Genomic DNA, 18435 nt, shown 5'->3' with positions numbered 1-18435 from the left:
GAGGAATTTAATATGTCTAATAAAGTAGCGATTATTGCAGCAAACGGTGGTTTATTTGATGCCTATAAAGTATTTAATATTGCAACAGCAGCAGCAGCTTCAGAAAAAGAGGTACAAATCTTTTTCACTTTTGATGGGCTAAACTTAATTCATAAACAAGCAATGCACGCTTTAGAAATGCCAGCGGGAAAGGAACATTTAACCGAAGGGTTTGAAAAAGCAAATGTTCCTACTATCCCACAACTAGTTGAGATGGCACAGGAACTAGGTGTTAAATTTATAGCATGTCAAATGACAATGGATGTTATGGGACTTACGAAAGAAGATTTCGTTGATGGTATAGAAGTTGGTGGAGCAGTAACATTCCTAGAATATGCAAAAGATGCATCACCAACATTAACTTTCTAATTAGATGATCAATCTTTATGCAGTGGAGAAATTCTCCACTGTTAAAAAATAACTCAAAATATACCTAGGGGGGTAATTTGGTAATGACAGTATATAAATGGACTGCAGCAGAAGTTGCTCGAAAAGTAATTGATAACGAAGAATTATTTATTTTAGATGTTCGTAATCATGATGCATTTGAGGATTGGAAAATTGAAGGACATAAATTCGAGTATTTAAATATCCCTTACTTCGAATTAATGGATGGTGTAGAAGAGATTTTGCCTAAACTTCCAACAGATAAGGAAGTATTAGTTGTATGTGCTAAGGAAGGATCTTCCGTTATGGTAGCAGAAATGCTTTCTGAAGCTGGTCGTGAAGTTGCATATCTTGAAGGTGGAATGAAATCTTGGAGTAGTTATCTAGAACCAATTAAAGTTTCCGATTTAGAAAATGGTGGGGAGATATACCAATTTGTCCGTTTAGGAAAAGGTTGTTTATCTTATATGGTAATTTCTGAAGGCGAAGCAGCTATTATCGATGCAGTCCGTTTCACGGATGTATTCACAAACTTTGCTAAAGAAAAAGGTGTAGAAATCAAACATGTATTTGATACGCATCTACATGCGGATCATATCTCGGGTGGACGTCACATTGCAGCTGCAACAGGCGCTACTTACTACCTACCACCAAAAGATGCTACAGAGGTAGTATTCGACTACACACCTCTAACAGATGGGCTAAACATTAAAATTGGTGCATCTCAAATTGATGTAAATGCATTTTACTCACCTGGTCATACAATCGGTTCGACTTCATTTATAATCGATAATCAGTTCTTATTAACAGGAGATATTCTTTTTATTGATTCCATTGGTCGTCCTGACTTAGCAGGACTTGCGGAAGACTGGGTAGATGATCTACGTGAAACATTATATTTTCGTTATCGTGAACTTGCAGAAGACCTAGTCGTATTACCAGCACACTTCATGATTATTGATGAATTAAATGAAGATGGTACTGTAGCAAGAAGACTAGGTGATTTATTTAAAGAAAACCATGGTCTGAATATCGAAGACGAAGGTGAATTCCGTCGTACGGTAACGGATCATTTGCCACCACAACCAAACGCATATCAACAAATTCGTCAAGTCAATATGGGTAAAATTACTCCAGATAATGATGAACAAACTGAAATGGAGATTGGTCCAAACCGTTGTGCCGTCCGCTAAATGTTGATTTGTAATTTGAAACAACAATTGATATTAAAAAATTTTAATTTGATATTCTGAGAGAGGCTGTTTGTAAAACATAAAATAGGGACTTAATTCGGAAAACTTTAAATATAAAATGGAGGACTATCAAATGAACATTACCAAAACATTAGATGCAAAAGGTCTTGCATGTCCAATGCCTATCGTTAAAACCAAAAAAGCAATCGATGCGATTAAATCAGGAGAAGTACTTGAAGTAGTTGTTACAGACAAAGGTGCATTGAACGATATACCTGCTTGGGCAAAATCAGGCGGCCACACTGTGTTAGAACAAAAAACAGAAGAGGATGTTCTATACTTTTATATTCAAAAAGCATAATGAAAATCAAATAGCGAGTAGAATCACTACTCGCTTTTCCTGATGTAGAAAGAAGGTTTATCAATGGTTTTAACATTTATTATCGTCATATTTGCTATTGGATTTATTGGTTCATTCTTATCCGGTATGTTAGGCGTCGGCGGTTCCATTATTAAATATCCGATGCTATTATATATTCCACCTTTATTTGGTATAGTAGCATTCACGGCCCACGAAGTGTCGGGGATAAGTGCTATACAAGTATTATTTGCCTCCATCGCTGGAGTATGGGCGTATCGTAAAGGAGGATATCTAAACAAACAACTCATCATTTATATGGGTGGAGCTATTCTCATTGGTAGCTTAATTGGTAGTTATGGATCTAGTTTATTATCGGAACAAGTAGTAAATGTCGTATATGGCATTCTTGCTTTAGTTGCGGCAGTGATGATGTTTATACCAAAAAAGCTAGTGGATGATATGCCATTAAATGAAGTGACATTTAATAAGCCACTGGCAGCAATTCTAGCTTTAGTAGTTGGAATCGTATCTGGTATTGTTGGAGCAGCAGGAGGATTTTTACTTGTACCAATTATGTTAACAGTTCTGCATATCCCAACGAGAATGACGATTGCTACAAGTTTAGCTATTACCTTCATATCTTCCATTGGGAGTAGTATTGGTAAACTGATCACGGGGCAGGTAGATTATTTACCAGCTATCATTATGATTATTGCAAGTTTTATCGCCGCCCCACTCGGTACGAAGGTTGGTAAGAAAATGAATACCAAAATCTTACAGTTTATTCTAGCTATTATGATTGCTAGTACTGCCATTAAACTTTGGATCGATATTTTATAATGTGATTTAATATTAACTTTTTACTATTTACAATTGTTTAGAATGCAACAATAAGACAGAAGGCCTCCCTTTTTAAAAAAATTTTGGATACAAATTATATTGGAAAAAATTTTTTAGCTGGCACCTTGACAATATACCTTAAGGGGTATATTATAATGCTTATAAATTCAATGAATAAGTTTATTATTGTAATATGAGTGCAACTAAAACACATTTGTAAAATGACTTACCGCTATATCAAAAAGGTATTATAATAATTTTTTATACAATTTGTCACTTTAAGATGATAGACAATCCTTTTTTAAAAGGGAGGAATATTGAATGGAATATGATAAATCAGTTGTCAATCGTTTAAAACGAATTGAAGGACAGATCAAAGGTGTTTTAAATATGATTGAACAAAATAAAGATTGTCGAGACGTGATTACTCAATTATCTGCCTCACGTTCTGCCATTGATCGTACAATTGGTTTAATTGTGAGCATGAATTTAGAACAATGTGTTCGTGAAAATATAAAAAATGGTGAAGATACGCAAGAACTTGTAAAAGAAGCAGTAAATTTATTAGTAAAAAGTAGATAAAGGTTCAACAGCTTTTCTTTAATTAGAAAAGCGTTGCATGCCTTTTTTGTATTTTTATACCCGGGTGGGTATAAAAGTTTTAAATATAGATGCATGAAAATAGGTAGGATATTTTAATTGTTAGTAATATACCTTTAGGGGTATTAAGGAGGAGGCTTTAAATCAATGGGAATAATGGAGTGGATTATTATTGTTGCTGTTGCTCTTATTTTTCTTAGCCGTTTTATTCCAACAAAAGGGATAACGAATATAACTGTTGAACAAGCGAAGAAAAGAATAAATGATAAAAATATTCAATGTATAGATGTTCGAACAACAGGTGAATATAAATCAAACCATCGACCACAGTTTAAAAATATTCCCCTTAACGAACTACCGAATAAAGTAAATAAGCTAGATAAAAATAAAGATATTATTGTCATTTGTCAAAGTGGTATGAGAAGTGCAAAAGCAGCAAAATACTTAAAAAAACAAGGTTTTAAAAATATTTATAATGTTAAGGGCGGAATGAGTGCTTGGTATTAAGAAAGGAAGAAGTCTAATGGCAAAACAAATTACACCAGAAGAAGTTGAGGTGCGTCTAAAAAATCAAGAAGCTGTGGATATTATTGATGTTCGCGAAAATGCTGAAATAGCAACTGGGAAAATACCGGGAGCAAAACATATCCCATTAAGGCAACTCGCACTCCGTAAAAACGAATTAGATAAAAAGAAGAGTTATATTATTGTCTGCCAATCGGGGAATCGCAGTAAGGCTGCCTGTGGAATCCTAGAGGCACTTGGATTCAAAGTAGAGGATATGATTGGCGGCATGAATAATTGGACAGGTAAGGTAGAATAAGAAAGATGATTAATAATTAATAGTGGGGATTAGATATGAATCAAAAAGTTACGGTTTATACAACTACCATGTGTCCAGTATGTAAAATGGTAAAGAATTTTTTAAATCTAAATGATATCTCTTATGAAGAGGTTAATTTAGAAATTCATCCAATTGCAATGGTAAAATTAATCTCAAAAACAGGGAAATTCACTGTACCGCAAACAAATATTAATGGTAAATGGATTTCGGGCTTTGATCCAGTGGGATTATTAAAAGCGATACAGGTGTGAAATCACTTTACTCATAATATTATTAAGTAGATCTTATAATTCGATATACCCCATTGGGTATGCGGGGTTATAAAGTGAAAATTTTGAGGAGGAAAAAAATAATGAAAAACAATATTACTGTCTATACAACAACAAGCTGTCCGTTTTGTACAATGTTAAAAGGTTTTTTGCAGCAAAACGGTATTCCATTTAAGGAAGTAAACGTAGAAAGGGATCCCATTATGATGCAAAGATTAGTAAATCAAACAGGTCAAATGGGAGTTCCACAAACAGAAATAAATGGGAAATGGGTTATTGGATTCGATCCAGAACGTTTGATGGATTATTTAGAAAAATAAAAATATAGTAGTAAAAGAGTTATAGTATTAATATAATATAAAATAGACAAAAGGAAGCCTGAATTTCTTTTTTATGAGATTCGGGCTTTTTTAGAAATGTAATATAAAAAATAAAATGGAGGCAATTTTTGAAAATGTATTAACATTAATCAAAAATTGCCTCTTTTATTTGTTAAACGGGTGCAGGATAATGCTATTTTTTATTTCCAACATCCGGTTTAATACTTATTTTTAGATGAACTAGATACTTTCATAGCTAATAAAACAATCATCCCACCAATCACAATTAATAAAATGTCTACCAAAATTTCCCAACCTTGAAATGCTGAAATATAATTTACTAAAAACCAACTTTTGCCACCATTAGTCAAATGGTTGATTAATCCACCTATTCCTTGGATAAGAAAAAGTAAACTTAATCCGTTAAGTATTTCTTTCATACTTGAACACCTCATTCATATTTTTAATTTAAAATTCCTCTAATCCCTATGTTAAAAAAAACGACACCAACTAATCCTACTGCTCCTAAGATTGAAGTAATGGGTAACTCATTTAATTTTGATCTAATTTTATTTAAAAAAGATTGTAGTTTTTCTTTGAACAAAATATTTATCCCTAATAAAAGTAGGGAAGGAAGTACCATTACAATGTTGTACCCGATGATAATTAGGACAGAAGAAGCAGGCTTCATTGCTAGATGATTCATTAATGAAATAGAATAGAAGTAGGGCAATGCTGTTACAAATTCTGTTAGAAAAATTATGATGCCTAAAACAACCATGCCTCTAATGGTCGATTGCTGTGGAATCCAAGAAGTGATTCGTCGAATTGAATTTTCGCTTGGTTTAATGAAGCTAATGACAAGAAGAATTGCTCCAGAAACAGTATAAAACCAGTTGATAAAATCAAATTCAGAAATTTGTTCGATCAACTTCAATAGAGTTTCTCCACCAAAATACAATAATAAACCTGTTATGAAATATCCTAACTGTACAATGACTATAAACACAATAAGTCGAGAAGGTAACTGATTCGGTTGTGTAAGTAATAAATAGCCGGTTACACCAAGTACACCAGGACTTAAAATATCAATTAATGCACATATGGATATAATCATTAGAGCTACAGAAAAGTCTATGGATGAAGATGGCATCATTGTTTCAATCATTTGAATCAAATATTTAGTACCCCCTTGGTATTATGTGATATTATCTAAATAACACGATGTGCTAAATAAATAATAACACACTGTATTAAAAAGAGGAAGTGATTTTTTCTGTGCCAAAAATTGTGAATCACGATCAAAAGAGGAAAGTAATTGCTGAAGCTGCATGGAAAATTATTGAGAGTGATGGAATTGAAAAAGCATCTATACGAAGAGTAGCCGCTGAGGCTGGGATGTCTCCTGGAGCTTTGCGACATTATTTTTCAACAAAAGATGAAATGTTAATTTTTATAATGGATTACTTTTTCGATATTGGGAAAAAACGTTCAGATGATAAAGAATGGTCAAAAGATCCATTACAGGCAGTTGAGGAAATATTACTAGAACTTGTACCAATCGATGAAGAAAAGAAAATTGAAGCGAGTGTTTGGTGGATTTTTGCACTTCGTTCCCTGACGAGTGAAGTATTAAAGGAGAAAAAAGAAGAATTGACGAATGGTACATATGAATTAGCAAATTCACTTTTGGAAATCTTAGCTCTCAAGGGGATACTCTTGGATTCAGTCGATTTAGAGTTAGAAAAAAGTCGCTTAGCAGCCTTTATTGAAGGATTATCCGCTCATGCTTTACTAAGACCTGATGTTTACACCCCAGAAAAGGTGAAGGAGGTTATCCGTTATCATTTAGAAACACTTTGTGATAAGGGAAATATAAAATGAATTACTTAAAAAGGTGGCAGTATTCTATTAGAATGCTGCTTTTTATTGTTTTTAAAGTGATGTGAATGGTGGAGAAGTCTTGATAGTGATTTTCTATGTGCAGAACTAATGTTGAAAACGTTGCAGGGGTGTTGATAGGGAACTTCTACGCTCAGAACTAATGGTGGCAACGCTGAAGAAGTGTTGATAGAGATCTTCTACGCGCAGAATAAATGTTGAAAACGCTGAAGAAGTGTTGATAGAGCGCTTCTACGCGCAGAAATAGTGGTGAAAATGCTGAAGAAGTGTTGATAGAGCGCTTCTATGTGCAGAACTAATGTTGAAAATGCGGAAGAATTGTTGATAGAGAGCCTCTATGTGCAGAAACTAATGGTGAAAACGCTGAAGAAGTGTTGATAGAGCGCTTCTACGCGCAGAACTAATGTTGAAAATGCGGAAGAAGTGTTGATAGAGCGCTTCTACGTGCAGAACTAATGTTGAAAATGCGAAAGAAGTGTTGATAGGAATTTTCTATGTGCAGAACTAAATGTGAAAATGATGAAGAAGTGTAGATAGAGATCTTCTACGTGCAGAACTAATGATGAAAACGAAGATCTCAAATATAACTTGAATTAAAGAGTGACGACTGCATTTGGCCGATACTTTTTTAAAATAATAAAATAGAGGGGTCGGGCTTATATAAAATTATATAAAGAGTATTTCAAAATTATGTTAAATAATATTTATACTGATTTTTTCAGAGTTATAGGTGGATTATGCTTATGTCAGAGATAAAACAAAATATAAGTAAAGTCGATTTTTTTGAGCCAGCAAAAAAAGGAGACTTACAAATCTTATCGTAAAGGATTTGATAAATAAACTCGATATTAGACGGATTTAAACCGTGGGACTTTTCATTAGAAAATAGTATTGTTGACAAGTTTGTATATTTAATTGGAAATGGATTTGTTAACAATGAATTTGCTAGTAATTTAAGTGGTTTATGGACTTTAGTTATTATTGCTGATACTTTATACACATTGTCATATGTTATTTTTCCGAAAAAGAACAAATAAGTATAGTTTTTAATATGCTGTACCGTAGACAAAGTTCGAATCCCCTAAGATGTTACTAGGAAAATAGGGTTCCGATAGAAAATTGAAAAACACGCCCGAACGCAGATAAATCAAGCGATTGTGCGTGTTTTTGTTTTTTTGGTAAAAATTGTAGAAAAGAGCATATTTTTATGCTTTTTTACACATAGAATTTATCGAAATAATATGCAAAAAACTCTCCAAATTATTCTATCTTTATTTCTTGAGATGTACATAATGTATTTTTAATAGTTTGTTGTGTCATTCTAATTTTTATCCTGCAGGTGGTGTAGGGGCGGCAGTAGTTGTATTGGTTCTAGCACCTAGCTCCTGATCCAATAATAAAATAGCGGAAGGATTATTCTCGGCCAGTTTAAGTCGGTCAACAATCGTTTTGGCTTGCGCTTCTTCGTCAATTTGTTCTCTTAAAAAGTCTTGTATAATTACAGTGGCTTGAGGATCTACTTGATTAACGTAGTTAAAAGCCTGCCGGTAAGAATTTGTAACAAATTGCTCATGTGCTAACACCTTTTGAAAGGTTTCTAATGGTGTCCCGAAATCATTAGGCTGTGCAGGAAGGTTCATGAGTTGTACAGTGCCATCACGATTTACAACAAAATCAATTAATTTAAGCATATGGGTTCTTTCTTCTTCGGATTGTAAGCGAAGCCAGTGGGCCATACCTGTTAAGTTCAGTCTCCCCATATAGGCAGACATAGCAAGATACAATGTTGTAGATAAATGTTCCACTTGAATTAAATTATTGAATAGCTTTTGAAGTTCCTCGTTCATGCTCTTCACTCCAATTATGTTCTATTTTGCTTTTTATTTACATCTTTTAAATAAAATAGATAAAAGTTACTCGGATTACACTATTTAGGCGAATTCATTACCAGGAGATGTAGGAATATCATTTCAAAAACTGGGGCTATACCCACCCATCTTCAGCAATATTACATATCTTAATAAGGAAAACATTCGTCTCCATTGAAATCGGTTCTGGTCTTGATGAGCTGAAAGGTAAAGTTTGGAGAATTGGTTTAATGGGTCACTCTTGCAATCCCAAAAATGTCATCACTGTCTTAAGTGCCCTTGAGCAAATTTTAGTTAACGAAGGCGCTAAAGTTGAAACAGGTGTAGCGGTAAAAGCTGCGATGGATTATATGTATAAAGAGAATGTATTAGTTGGTTAATTTTTAAAAATAGTAAACTAACAAATTATGAAAAGGTTTCATTTATCAAATTAGATTTTATGATAAATGGGACCTTTTTTATTTAAAATATAATAAGAATCTGTAAGCAGGAAAATAGTATTTTTATATTGAAGACTTAATAGTAAAAAGTAGACATAAAGCGGGTAATTTTGTGGAATCTAAGCTAATCATTATACGCGGTAATTCAGGAAGTGGGAAAACAACGACAGTAAAAAGACTTCAAAACCATTATGGTCATGGAACACTTTATATATTATAGTAAGATAGTTGTATACTAAAAAGGAAAAGTGTTTGTTTTTTTAAAAAAATTATTAGGTGGTCAATCAAGTGAGGATTAACCACCTTTTTTGAACGTTCAAACTTTAATTACTCACCATAATTTTCCCATGGAACTTTCGATTCCGCGGTCCATCAAATTCACAAAAATATACGCCTTGCCACGTACCAAGCACGAGTCTGCCATTGGAAATGACTAATGTTTGCGCATGTCCAACTGTGCTTGTTTTTAGATGGGCTGCCGTATTACCTTCCATATGTCGATCTTCCGGGTGATTCCACGGATAAACTTCCGCAAGACGGCGGAGAAAATCGGTTTTCACATCAGGATCGGCATTTTCATTCACCGTAATTCCTGCCGTTGTATGTAGTGAAGACACAACCAGAATCCCGTCTTTTACACCTACTTCTTGAATCCAATTCTCAAGCTCGTGCGTAATTTCAATCATCTCATCATGCTTATTAGTGCGTAAGTGAAAAATCTTTTCCATCGTTAACCTCCGTTCTAAGTAAGTACATATTTCAATCTATAAACCATTTTATATAATTTTTGCTCTATATTACAGGATAAAAAACGAACATAAGTAATCTAGCGATTTTATTTTTTTATAAAAATTATGCTATTCAAAAGGTTGGCGAATGTTTATACTAATTTTGAAAGGGTTTTACAGAAATTGGAAAATAAGGGGAGAAAAAAGAATGAGCAAAAAAGAGATGCTTGTGTATCGTTTTGAAAGAGTCGTCAACGCACCGATTGATGTGGTGTTTGAATACGTTGACAATGATGAAAAAGTAAAATTATGGAATACGATGATAGTGGAAAATATTTATGAATCTGAGGAAGATGCCCGCATGGGAAAACCGGGAACAAAATTTAAATCGGTCCAAAAATTTGATAATAAAACGTTTACGGTCGATTGTGTTATGACTGAATATGATCCGCCATATAAAATAGTCCTGCATTCTGAGTCTAAAGAAGGCATCAGTATTAGCCGGTATTTTTTATCAAGAGAATATAACAGTACGAGATTAGTCGTTGAAGCATCCTTAATACCACGTAACTTTTTATATAAGTTCACAGCAAAAATTTTTGGAAAAGCAGCGGGGTTTGTATTTAACGAGCAATTTGAGAACTTAGTGAGATTGATCGAAGAAGAGTTAGATGAAGCGTATTAGCCAATAATATACAATTGAGTAGGTTATAAGTACTCGTGTCTTTACTATTGAAAGAGGCGATTTAATGAAATTATTATTCGTGATGATTGGCGGATTTTTTGGAGCAATATGCAGATTTGCTTTAAGTGAATGGATACATACAAACAACGAATTCCCTTTAGCCACTTTATTAATTAACGAAAGTGGATGTTTTCTGCTTGGTTGGTTTTTAACATTTGTTAGCCAATTGAGAAAAATCCGGCCAGAATTTACACTACTTGTTGGTACTGGATTTATCGGATCTTTTACAACTTTTTCAACGTTTTCAATGGAAACACTGTCTTTAATTCAGAGTGGTTTTATTTTTATGGCGTTTTTTTACGTTTTGACCTCAACAGTTCTCGGAATTCTTTTAGCCTATGCAGGTTACCATTTCGCAATTGCAAAAAGAGAGAAGTGACTTAAATGATTTGGCTCATCGGAATAGGCGGTGCTTTAGGGGCAGCGACAAGATTTTTAATAGGAAACATCTTAAATAAGAGAACTTTTCCCTTTGGAACTTGGCTAATAAATAGTTTCGGTTCATTTTTACTTGGATTACTCACACAATTTTATATTTCAAACGAGATCAGCGACGGTTTATTTTATCTTGGAGGGATAGGATTCTGCGGCGCTTTTACAACATTCTCAACCTTTGGGTATGAAACGATAACGCTGATGCAATTCAATAAAAAGAAATTAGCCCTTTTTTATGTCGTTTCCTCAATCGTGTTAGGCGTGATTTTTGCGATGGTTGGTTTTTACATATAAAAAGGCAGAACACACGATAGATATGTTCTGCCGTGGAGCTACTGTCATTTATATATACGAAATTAACATGCCTCCAAGAGCGCCTGTTACGACGATAATCCAAGGTGGTAATTTCCAGTGTACTAACATACTAAAGAGAAGTGCAGCTAGAGCAAAATCTTTTGCTGTGTGGATCGAACTTGTCCAAATCGGATTATAGAGTGCCGAAATTAAGATTCCTACAACTGATGCATTGATTCCAAGTAATGCCCCTTTTATTTTCGGATTACTCCGTAGCGCATCCCAAAATGGTAATGTACCTAAAATAAGTAGGAACGCAGGTAAAAAGATTGCAAATGTAGCAAATAATCCACCTTGCCAGCCGTTAATCACAGCACCAATGTACGCCGCGAATGTAAATAGTGGGCCAGGAACAGCTTGAGCCGCACCGTAACCTGCAAGAAATTGTTGTTCCGTTAACCATCCGGTAGGAACAAATTGTTGTTCTAATAATGGTAATACAACATGACCTCCACCAAAAACAAGCGCCCCAGATCTGTAAAAGCTATCAAACATAGCAATCCATTGTACTGTTGTCAACTGACGTAGTATGGGTAGAAGGATTAATAGTCCAAAAAATAAAGTTAAACAAAAATAGCCGAAGCGGCGTGAAATAGGGAAATATGTAACTTTTGCTTTATCAGTGTCTGTTTGCTGTCTATAAAGTAGGAAACCGACAACTCCAGCAAATAAAATTACACCGATTTGTGAATACGCTGTTTGCCATAATAATGTGACGACTAATGCAAATAAGGCAATCGTTTTTCTTTGAAGATCAGGTGTTAACTTTTTTGCCATACCTAAAACAGCGTGGGCCACAACGACAACGGCAACGATTTTTAAGCCACTAATCCATCCCGCATTTTCAATGCCAAACGTATGTAAAAGAGAGGCAAAAATAATAAGTGCAATTACGGAAGGAAGCGTGAAACCGAGAAATGAAATAATTCCTCCGATTACTCCACCACGCATAACACCGATACCAATGCCGACTTGACTACTAGCCGGTCCAGGTAAAAATTGACAAAGTGCTACTAAATCGGCATAACTTTTTTCATCCATCCACTTTCTTCTTCGTATGTATTCCTCATGAAAATAACCTAAATGTGCAATAGGCCCTCCAAAGGAAGTTAGCCCAAGTCTCGTAGAAATAACGAGTATTTCTAGCCATGTTTGAAAAATGTTTTTATTTTCTTTCATAATGTCCCGCCTCATTTATTCTATTGTAAATATCTTTACCTAGCTGATTAGTTTGTCCCATTTAGACACACGCTACTAATAATAACATATTACAAACATTGAGCCAAAAAGTTTGACTGGGGTAAAACGGTAAGGGAAGTTAAGAGCGCGTGGTTATTGCATTATGGTGGTGTAGGATTTTATACTTTTTAACAAACTTCATTATATTTAATGGTATGAAAGACAAATTAGTCAGAAAAATTAGAAGATGTGGCTTTCATTGTACATATGAAGGACATAAGGTTGAGGAAAAATGCGAGAAGTGTCTTTCATGGCGTTTATGAAGGACACAATTGTCGGAAAAACTGTGAGAAATGTCTTTCATCGAGGTTATGAAGGACAAATTTCTCAGATAAAAAGGAAGAACTGTCCATCATTGCGTTAATGAAGGACAAAAGAGTCGGAAAAACAGTAAGAAATGTCTTTCATCGAGGTTATGAAGGACAAATTTCTCAGATAAAAAGGAAGAACTGTCCATCATTGCGTTAATGAAGGACAAAAGAGTCGGAAAAACAGTAAGAAATGTCTTTCATCGAGGTTATGAAGGACAAATTTCTCAGATAAAAAGGAAGAACTGTCCATCATTACGTTCATGAAGGACAAAAGAGTCAGAAAAACAGTAAGAATTGTCTTTCATCACGTTTATGAAAGACAAAATTTCCCGAAAAGCGGTATAAAATGTCCTTCATCCCAAATCTACAATTTCTCCTAGGTATTAGAAACTGTATTTTGTTATAGTAAACTCCATCGTGACTTGTAACCGTCAAGTAAAATTAAACAGTTTTCCACATTTAAGGTTCAACAGTTTACCGCAATTAAGATTCAACACCTGACTCTTCAAATAAAACCTGTCTTTACTTCATTCTTATACTATCTTGATGTTCATCAAATGTTATAATTTCACTTCTATGGAGGAGGCGATCTAAGTTCGCCGTTGTTAATAATGGTGTTCAACAGATGGTGGCAAAACTTATAGTGTGGAAAATAAATTTACTACTTTTACATTTACACTAGATTTATAGTGCAATACTGGATATTAATAGAAATTAAAATTACTTTTTAGTATAATAAGTAAAATTTTACACACTAACACACTAAAGTGTAAAATAACAAGAATTGCTTCTTTATAATATAAAAGGAAGTGGTACGAGATGATCACGTTGCAACAGTTAAAATATGTTATTGAAGTTTCCAGGAGTCGTTCGATTAGTAAAGCAGCGAAAAAGTTGTTTATCAGTCAGCCAAGTTTATCCAATGCGATTAAAGAGTTAGAAAACGAAATTGGGATCACGATTTTTTTACGAACAAATAAAGGGATTATTTTAACAGCAGAAGGTTCGGAGTTTCTCGGTTATGCTCGGCAAGTGGTGGAACAGGCTGCACTTTTAGAAAACCGGTATTCCAATACACAACAAATGCAGCATCATTTCTCGGTATCTGCACAACATTACGCTTTTGCGGTGAGCGCGTTCGTTCGTTTGATTAAGGAATATGACCAGGAAGAATATGAATTTACGTTAAAAGAAACGAAAACGTACGAGATTATTGAAGATGTAAAAAATTTACGTAGTGAGATTGGCATTTTATATGTGAACGATTTTAATAGAAAAGTAATTTTTAAGTTTCTTGAAGAGGGGAATTTAACTTTTCATGAGCTTTTTCAAGCGGATCCCCATGTATTTATAAGTTCAGACCACCCACTTGCAAAAGAAGATTTTGTCACGTTAGAAGATTTAGTACCGTATCCGTATTTATATTATGACCAAGGAGACTATAATTCTTTTTATTTTTCAGAAGAAATTTTAAGTACGCTTACGAGGCCGAAAAATATTATGGTGACCGACAGGGCCACACTCTTTAATCTACTAATCGGATTAAACGGATACACGATTTCAACAGGAGTTATTAGTCATAAATTGAATGGTAAAAATATTGTCGCAGTACCTTTACAAGTTGATGAAAAAATTACAGTTGGATATATCACACACAAAAATATGAAAAGAAGTCAATTGGCGAAAATTTATATCGAGTATTTGAAAGAATCGATAGAAGAAGAGCGGAGACGGGTATAGTTTTTACCTATAGCTAGAGATATTTTTTTAGTGTTATCTGTTAGCTGAATTGTCATGCTATACTTTCCCATAAAAATAATGGATGGGGGAAACTAGCATGAATTCAGTAAATCCGATTGATCTTGTTAATCAAAGTAAATTGAAAGGCTATCATTATGTACTTATTCTTTGTATGTTTTTTATTTTGATGTTTGATGGGTATGATGTGGTTATTTATGGGGCAACGATTCCTTTGTTAAAAGCGGACTGGGGAATTAGTGATATCGTGGCAGGTTCGATTGGCAGTTATACGACATTTGGTACCGTGATCGGTGCGGTTATTTTTGGGGTATATGCTGATCGATTTGGAAAAAGACGGTTGATCATTTTTACGACATTTTTATTTAGTTTCTTTACATTATTAGCTGGTTTTACAACGGATCCTATATTTTTCACGATTTGTCGTGTGCTTGCGGGGTTAGGATTTGGTGGTGTCATGCCTAATATCGCTGCGTTAATTTCTGAATACGCACCGACAAAACATCGGGCTGCGATTATTTCATTTATATTTATTGGGTATTCCGTTGGTGCGATGACAGCTTCCTTTAGTGGACAATTCTTTTTAGAAAAATACGGCTGGCAACCGGTATATTGGGTTGGTGGATTACCATTACTTTTACTACCATTTATTGCACGAATTGTTCCAGAATCAATTCATTCATTAATGAAGAAAAAGGATACAAAAGCTCTCGTTACTGTTTTGCGGAAAATAGAACCGGCTCTTTCTAAGGATGTACAAATCACATATATCAAGCAGAATGAGATTAAAAAGTCTTCCGTCCGGGATTTATTTAAAAATAAACTCGGTTTAAGCACGATGATGTTTTGGCTCTCTTGTTTCTGTACGTTTATTCTAATGTATTCTTTAAATACGTGGTTACCGACATTAATGATGAATGTAGGCTATAATTTGCAATCAAGTCTAGCCTTTGTTGCAGTGCTCCAATTAGGGTCTATTGTTGGGACATTAGTATTTGGTAATATTATTCAATTACTTGGATTCAAACGTGTACTTATTCCACTTTATTTACTATGCGCGACTTGCTTAGTGCTCATTGGGTACTCACAAAATATTTATTTCGCATACGTGTTAATTGGGCTAATCGGTGCTTCATCCCTCGGGTTACAAAACATGTCCAATGCATACGTAGCCCAGTATTATTCAGCTGATGTACGAGCAGCAGCCCTTGGTAGTACGATGGCCTTTGGACGCATTGGTTCAATTGTAGCGCCAACTTATGTAGGGATTTTATTAACCTTTAATCTCCAACCGCAGTTTAACTTTTTTGCAATTGGGATTGCAGCGCTATTTGGAGCCATCGCGATGAGTTTAATTCGTGAAGAACAGGCGGATTATGCGAAAGAGAAATCAGTTGGAACGGAGGTTTATAAAACCTCATGATTTATTGTTAGTGAAAAATTTAGTGGTACAGGGGTAGTGGTACAGGGGGACAGGTTCGGTGTTTCATTTTATAATTGAAACGATGGACCCGTCCCCCTGTTCCACCCCTTAATAACAATAAGGTAGTGATTTCAATGATTGATGTAAAAATTCGAAGACCACATCCAACAGATATTCCCCAGTTAAATGAATTTTTTAAAATCGTAATTACGGATACGTTTAATAAAGAAGGCGTTTGGGACCTATTGGACGATCTTCAAGCCGAAATAGAAACGAAGAAGAAGTATTTACAAAGTGATTTAGACAGTAATGGAGAAAAACGGTATTTTTTAATCGCCTTATATGATGATCAGGTTATCGGGACTATTGAATTCGGACCTGCAAGTGACTTATAAAGAAATTAACGAACAATGCATTCGATCAATTGGTCGAAGTAGGCACAGTCCTCGTTCACCCTGAGTTTCAAGGAAAGGACGTTGGTAATAAATTGTTGCAGGAGATTATCACTCGTTTGAAAGTGAAGGCATTGATGAATTTTGTTTAGATTGCGGCTACAATCGTGCGCAAAAAATCTGGAAAAAGAAATTTGGCCAACCCGATTACCACATTAAAGATTACTGGGGCATAGGTCAGGATCATATGATTTGGGGGAATAAAAATACATGATAGCAGTTTAAAGATTTGATAAATAGAACTAAAATTGTGAAATGTCCGCTAGATTAAATCTATTCTATTGGACAGTTTGAAGTGGACAGTTTGAAAGGTTTTTTATCGCAAAATATCATCGAGAACCACTCCCATGGACATTTCATGTTACTTTTCATCTCGAAGTGTCATCGAGAACCAGTCTCATGGACATTTCATGCTACTTTTTATCTCGAAATGTCATCGAGAACCAGTCTTATGGACATTTCATGTTACTTTTCATCTCGAAATGTCATCGAGACGTTCTCTCATGGACATTTCATGTTACTTTTCATCTCGAAATGTCATCGAGAACCAGTCTCATGGACATTTCATGCTACTTTTCATCTCGAAATGTCATCGAGACGCTCTCTCATGGACATTTCACCCTAAATTTTAACTTGATTTGTCATCGAACCCCTGTCTCGTAGACATTTTAAACTACTTTTCTTCTTAAAATGTCATCGAAATCCCTTCTCATGAACATTTTATATTTTGAGATAAAAATGCAAGAAGAGTCGGATTTTTTATTTTACCAATATAAAAATCTAATTAAAGTATGATGCTATTTTAGTTCTGTTAAATGCAGGACTAAAGCTACTTTTTAATACTATTTATTAACTGTTCAGTAAGATAAACCTTGTCATATTTTTCTTTTCTAATCTCTTTGCTATTCATGTCATTCTTTATTCTTCTAATAAAATTCCTAAAGTCAGGGTTTTCTTTTGAAAGTTTATTTACAGTTTCCTAATCTATATCTGTTTTATATATTGCTGGATAAAGGATTTCTGAAGCATCTGGATCTTCGATATCTAATTTAATTATACCGATTCCAAATGCAGAAGTGAGACGTCTTAATTCAGAATGAAATTCTTCATCGTTGAGTAATTTTGCAGTTACTAAATACCCTTCATTTGCCCAAGATGAATTTGAAATAGCTTGAAAATAAGATTCTCTTAAATTTGAAAAGGTAATTTCTTTTTTAGCTTCCTCGCTATTTAATGTTTAGTTTAAAGCTTCCCAAAGCTGTCTATACTGGGTAATACTACTAAATTACCTGGGGTGATAGTCTTATGAAAAACTTTGAAGAAGAGTATAATGTATTCCAAGATGCGTTAGAAATACCTAAACCTTGGTATGTTTTCCATAATGAATTAGCTAAAGAAGAAAACACCTTACACATTTATATTGAATATCAATCAGGAGCGGAATTTTCTTGTCCTAATTGCGGTAAAACGGGATGTAAAGTTCATGATATACAAGATCAAGACCGGACTTGGAGACATCTAAATTTTTGGCAATACAAGACCATTCTCCATGCCAGAATGCCACGAGTAAAATGTGAGTCATGCGGTAAAATACGTACGGTTGTCATTGATTGGGCACGTCCAGGAGCTGGATTTTCATTATTATTTGAGCACCATGTGTTGTCGCTAATGGTTGAAATGCCTGTCGCTGCCGTAGCTCGTGAAGTAGGCGAACATGATACGCGCCTTTGGCGAGTATTTAAATATTATGTCAACAAAGCCATGGAAAACATAGATGTATCTAATGTCACTCGTATAGCGATGGATGAAACATCACGAGCAAAAGGCCATAAATATGTGACATTTTTTATTGATATGGATACCAAACGCTTAATTTTCGCTACTACTGGTAAAGGTGCAGATGTACTGCAGGTGTTTAGCCAGTTTC

At 34.5% G+C, this 18435-nt stretch carries 22 protein-coding genes and 2 pseudogenes; 18 read left to right on the top strand and 6 right to left on the bottom strand.

The features are described 5' to 3' along the window. Nucleotides 1-12 precede the first annotated feature (12 nt). The 9 genes from OEV82_RS11280 to OEV82_RS11240 all read left to right on the top strand — a co-directional run bounded on the left by OEV82_RS11280 (nt 13) and on the right by OEV82_RS11240 (nt 4853). Nucleotides 13-408, top strand: a complete 396-nt coding sequence (locus OEV82_RS11280; protein ID WP_173661020.1) for a DsrE/DsrF/DrsH-like family protein — start codon at nt 13-15, stop codon at nt 406-408. A gap of 83 nt (nt 409-491) precedes the next feature. Continuing rightward, nucleotides 492-1619 carry an MBL fold metallo-hydrolase gene (locus OEV82_RS11275; protein WP_263061937.1) on the top strand — a complete coding sequence of 376 codons (1128 nt, stop codon included), beginning with the start codon at nt 492-494 and terminating at the stop codon, nt 1617-1619. Between the two features lie 133 nt (nt 1620-1752). Continuing rightward, complete coding sequence (locus OEV82_RS11270; protein ID WP_161921366.1) at nt 1753-1980, top strand: sulfurtransferase TusA family protein; 228 nt, start codon at nt 1753-1755, stop codon at nt 1978-1980. Nucleotides 1981-2043: 63 nt separating this feature from the next. Further along, on the top strand, nt 2044-2820 hold the full coding sequence (locus tag OEV82_RS11265; RefSeq protein WP_263061936.1) for a sulfite exporter TauE/SafE family protein: 777 nt from the start codon (nt 2044-2046) through the stop codon (nt 2818-2820). Nucleotides 2821-3141: 321 nt separating this feature from the next. Beyond that, nucleotides 3142-3402 carry a metal-sensitive transcriptional regulator gene (locus tag OEV82_RS11260; RefSeq protein ID WP_108897347.1) on the top strand — a complete coding sequence of 87 codons (261 nt, stop codon included), beginning with the start codon at nt 3142-3144 and terminating at the stop codon, nt 3400-3402. A 165-nt stretch (nt 3403-3567) separates the two neighbouring features. Next, the gene (locus OEV82_RS11255) at nt 3568-3927 is read left to right on the top strand and encodes a rhodanese-like domain-containing protein (protein ID WP_108897348.1); all 360 of its coding nucleotides are present in this window, start codon (nt 3568-3570) and stop codon (nt 3925-3927) included. Nucleotides 3928-3943: 16 nt separating this feature from the next. Next, complete coding sequence (locus OEV82_RS11250; RefSeq protein ID WP_108897349.1) at nt 3944-4243, top strand: rhodanese-like domain-containing protein; 300 nt, start codon at nt 3944-3946, stop codon at nt 4241-4243. 35 nt (nt 4244-4278) lie between these two features. Further along, nucleotides 4279-4515 (top strand): glutaredoxin family protein, encoded by a 237-nt coding sequence (locus OEV82_RS11245; RefSeq protein WP_263061935.1) that lies wholly within the window; start codon nt 4279-4281, stop codon nt 4513-4515. Between the two features lie 101 nt (nt 4516-4616). Beyond that, a complete protein-coding gene (locus tag OEV82_RS11240) occupies nt 4617-4853 on the top strand; it encodes a glutaredoxin family protein (RefSeq protein ID WP_263061934.1) in 237 nt (78 codons plus the stop codon). 218 nt (nt 4854-5071) lie between these two features. Here the strand turns inward: OEV82_RS11240 and OEV82_RS11235 are convergent, their stop codons facing one another. Continuing rightward, on the bottom strand, nt 5072-5293 hold the full coding sequence (locus OEV82_RS11235; protein ID WP_263061933.1) for a hypothetical protein: 222 nt from the start codon (nt 5291-5293) through the stop codon (nt 5072-5074). A gap of 23 nt (nt 5294-5316) precedes the next feature. Beyond that, nucleotides 5317-6021 (bottom strand): GAP family protein, encoded by a 705-nt coding sequence (locus OEV82_RS11230; protein WP_263061948.1) that lies wholly within the window; start codon nt 6019-6021, stop codon nt 5317-5319. 110 nt (nt 6022-6131) lie between these two features. On the opposite strand from OEV82_RS11230, the gene OEV82_RS11225 reads away from it, so the two are divergent. Beyond that, a complete protein-coding gene (locus tag OEV82_RS11225) occupies nt 6132-6737 on the top strand; it encodes a TetR/AcrR family transcriptional regulator (RefSeq protein ID WP_263061932.1) in 606 nt (201 codons plus the stop codon). A 1346-nt stretch (nt 6738-8083) separates the two neighbouring features. On the opposite strand, the gene OEV82_RS11220 is transcribed toward OEV82_RS11225, so the two are convergent. Next, entirely contained in the window at nt 8084-8602 is a 519-nt protein-coding gene (locus OEV82_RS11220) for a ferritin (protein WP_173658760.1), read from the bottom strand. Nucleotides 8603-8853: 251 nt separating this feature from the next. On the opposite strand from OEV82_RS11220, the gene OEV82_RS11215 reads away from it, so the two are divergent. Further along, nucleotides 8854-9003, top strand: coding sequence for a hypothetical protein (locus OEV82_RS11215; protein ID WP_173658762.1), 150 nt, complete (start codon nt 8854-8856; stop codon nt 9001-9003). A 383-nt stretch (nt 9004-9386) separates the two neighbouring features. Here the strand turns inward: OEV82_RS11215 and OEV82_RS11210 are convergent, their stop codons facing one another. Beyond that, nucleotides 9387-9791, bottom strand: a complete 405-nt coding sequence (locus tag OEV82_RS11210) for a secondary thiamine-phosphate synthase enzyme YjbQ (protein ID WP_161921661.1) — start codon at nt 9789-9791, stop codon at nt 9387-9389. Between the two features lie 208 nt (nt 9792-9999). Here OEV82_RS11210 and OEV82_RS11205 point away from each other — a divergent pair, with 208 nt between their 5' ends. From OEV82_RS11205 to crcB (OEV82_RS11195), 3 genes are all read left to right on the top strand, one after another. Further along, nucleotides 10000-10476, top strand: a complete 477-nt coding sequence (locus OEV82_RS11205) for an SRPBCC family protein (protein ID WP_263061931.1) — start codon at nt 10000-10002, stop codon at nt 10474-10476. A 64-nt stretch (nt 10477-10540) separates the two neighbouring features. Next, nucleotides 10541-10915 (top strand): fluoride efflux transporter CrcB, encoded by a 375-nt coding sequence (gene crcB, locus OEV82_RS11200; protein ID WP_263061930.1) that lies wholly within the window; start codon nt 10541-10543, stop codon nt 10913-10915. Nucleotides 10916-10920: 5 nt separating this feature from the next. Beyond that, nucleotides 10921-11265, top strand: a complete 345-nt coding sequence (gene crcB / locus OEV82_RS11195; protein WP_263061929.1) for a fluoride efflux transporter CrcB — start codon at nt 10921-10923, stop codon at nt 11263-11265. 48 nt (nt 11266-11313) lie between these two features. Here crcB (OEV82_RS11195) and OEV82_RS11190 read toward each other — a convergent pair whose 3' ends face one another. Next, on the bottom strand, nt 11314-12504 hold the full coding sequence (locus OEV82_RS11190) for a chromate transporter (RefSeq protein ID WP_263061928.1): 1191 nt from the start codon (nt 12502-12504) through the stop codon (nt 11314-11316). A gap of 893 nt (nt 12505-13397) precedes the next feature. Continuing rightward, nucleotides 13398-13490 (bottom strand): annotated as a pseudogene (locus tag OEV82_RS16245) (ATP-binding protein); the annotation flags it as partial. 207 nt (nt 13491-13697) lie between these two features. Between OEV82_RS16245 and OEV82_RS11185 the strand changes: the two are divergent. The 4 genes and pseudogenes from OEV82_RS11185 to OEV82_RS11170 all read left to right on the top strand — a co-directional run. Then, the gene (locus tag OEV82_RS11185; RefSeq protein ID WP_263061947.1) at nt 13698-14615 is read left to right on the top strand and encodes a LysR family transcriptional regulator; all 918 of its coding nucleotides are present in this window, start codon (nt 13698-13700) and stop codon (nt 14613-14615) included. 97 nt (nt 14616-14712) lie between these two features. After that, nucleotides 14713-16056, top strand: coding sequence for an MFS transporter (locus OEV82_RS11180; RefSeq protein WP_263061927.1), 1344 nt, complete (start codon nt 14713-14715; stop codon nt 16054-16056). Between the two features lie 134 nt (nt 16057-16190). After that, nucleotides 16191-16722: pseudogene (locus OEV82_RS11175) on the top strand (GNAT family N-acetyltransferase). 1091 nt (nt 16723-17813) lie between these two features. Then, nucleotides 17814-18435, top strand: a 622-nt coding sequence (locus tag OEV82_RS11170; protein WP_263061926.1) for a helix-turn-helix domain-containing protein, incomplete at its 3' end; no start/stop codon positions are given.

The organism is Pallidibacillus thermolactis, from assembly GCF_025660415.1.
GTDB classification, from domain to species: Bacteria; Bacillota; Bacilli; order Bacillales; family Caldibacillaceae; genus Pallidibacillus; species Pallidibacillus thermolactis.
The sequence above is the reverse complement of the archived record's forward strand: the minus strand, read 5'-3'. Positions and strand labels throughout refer to the sequence as shown.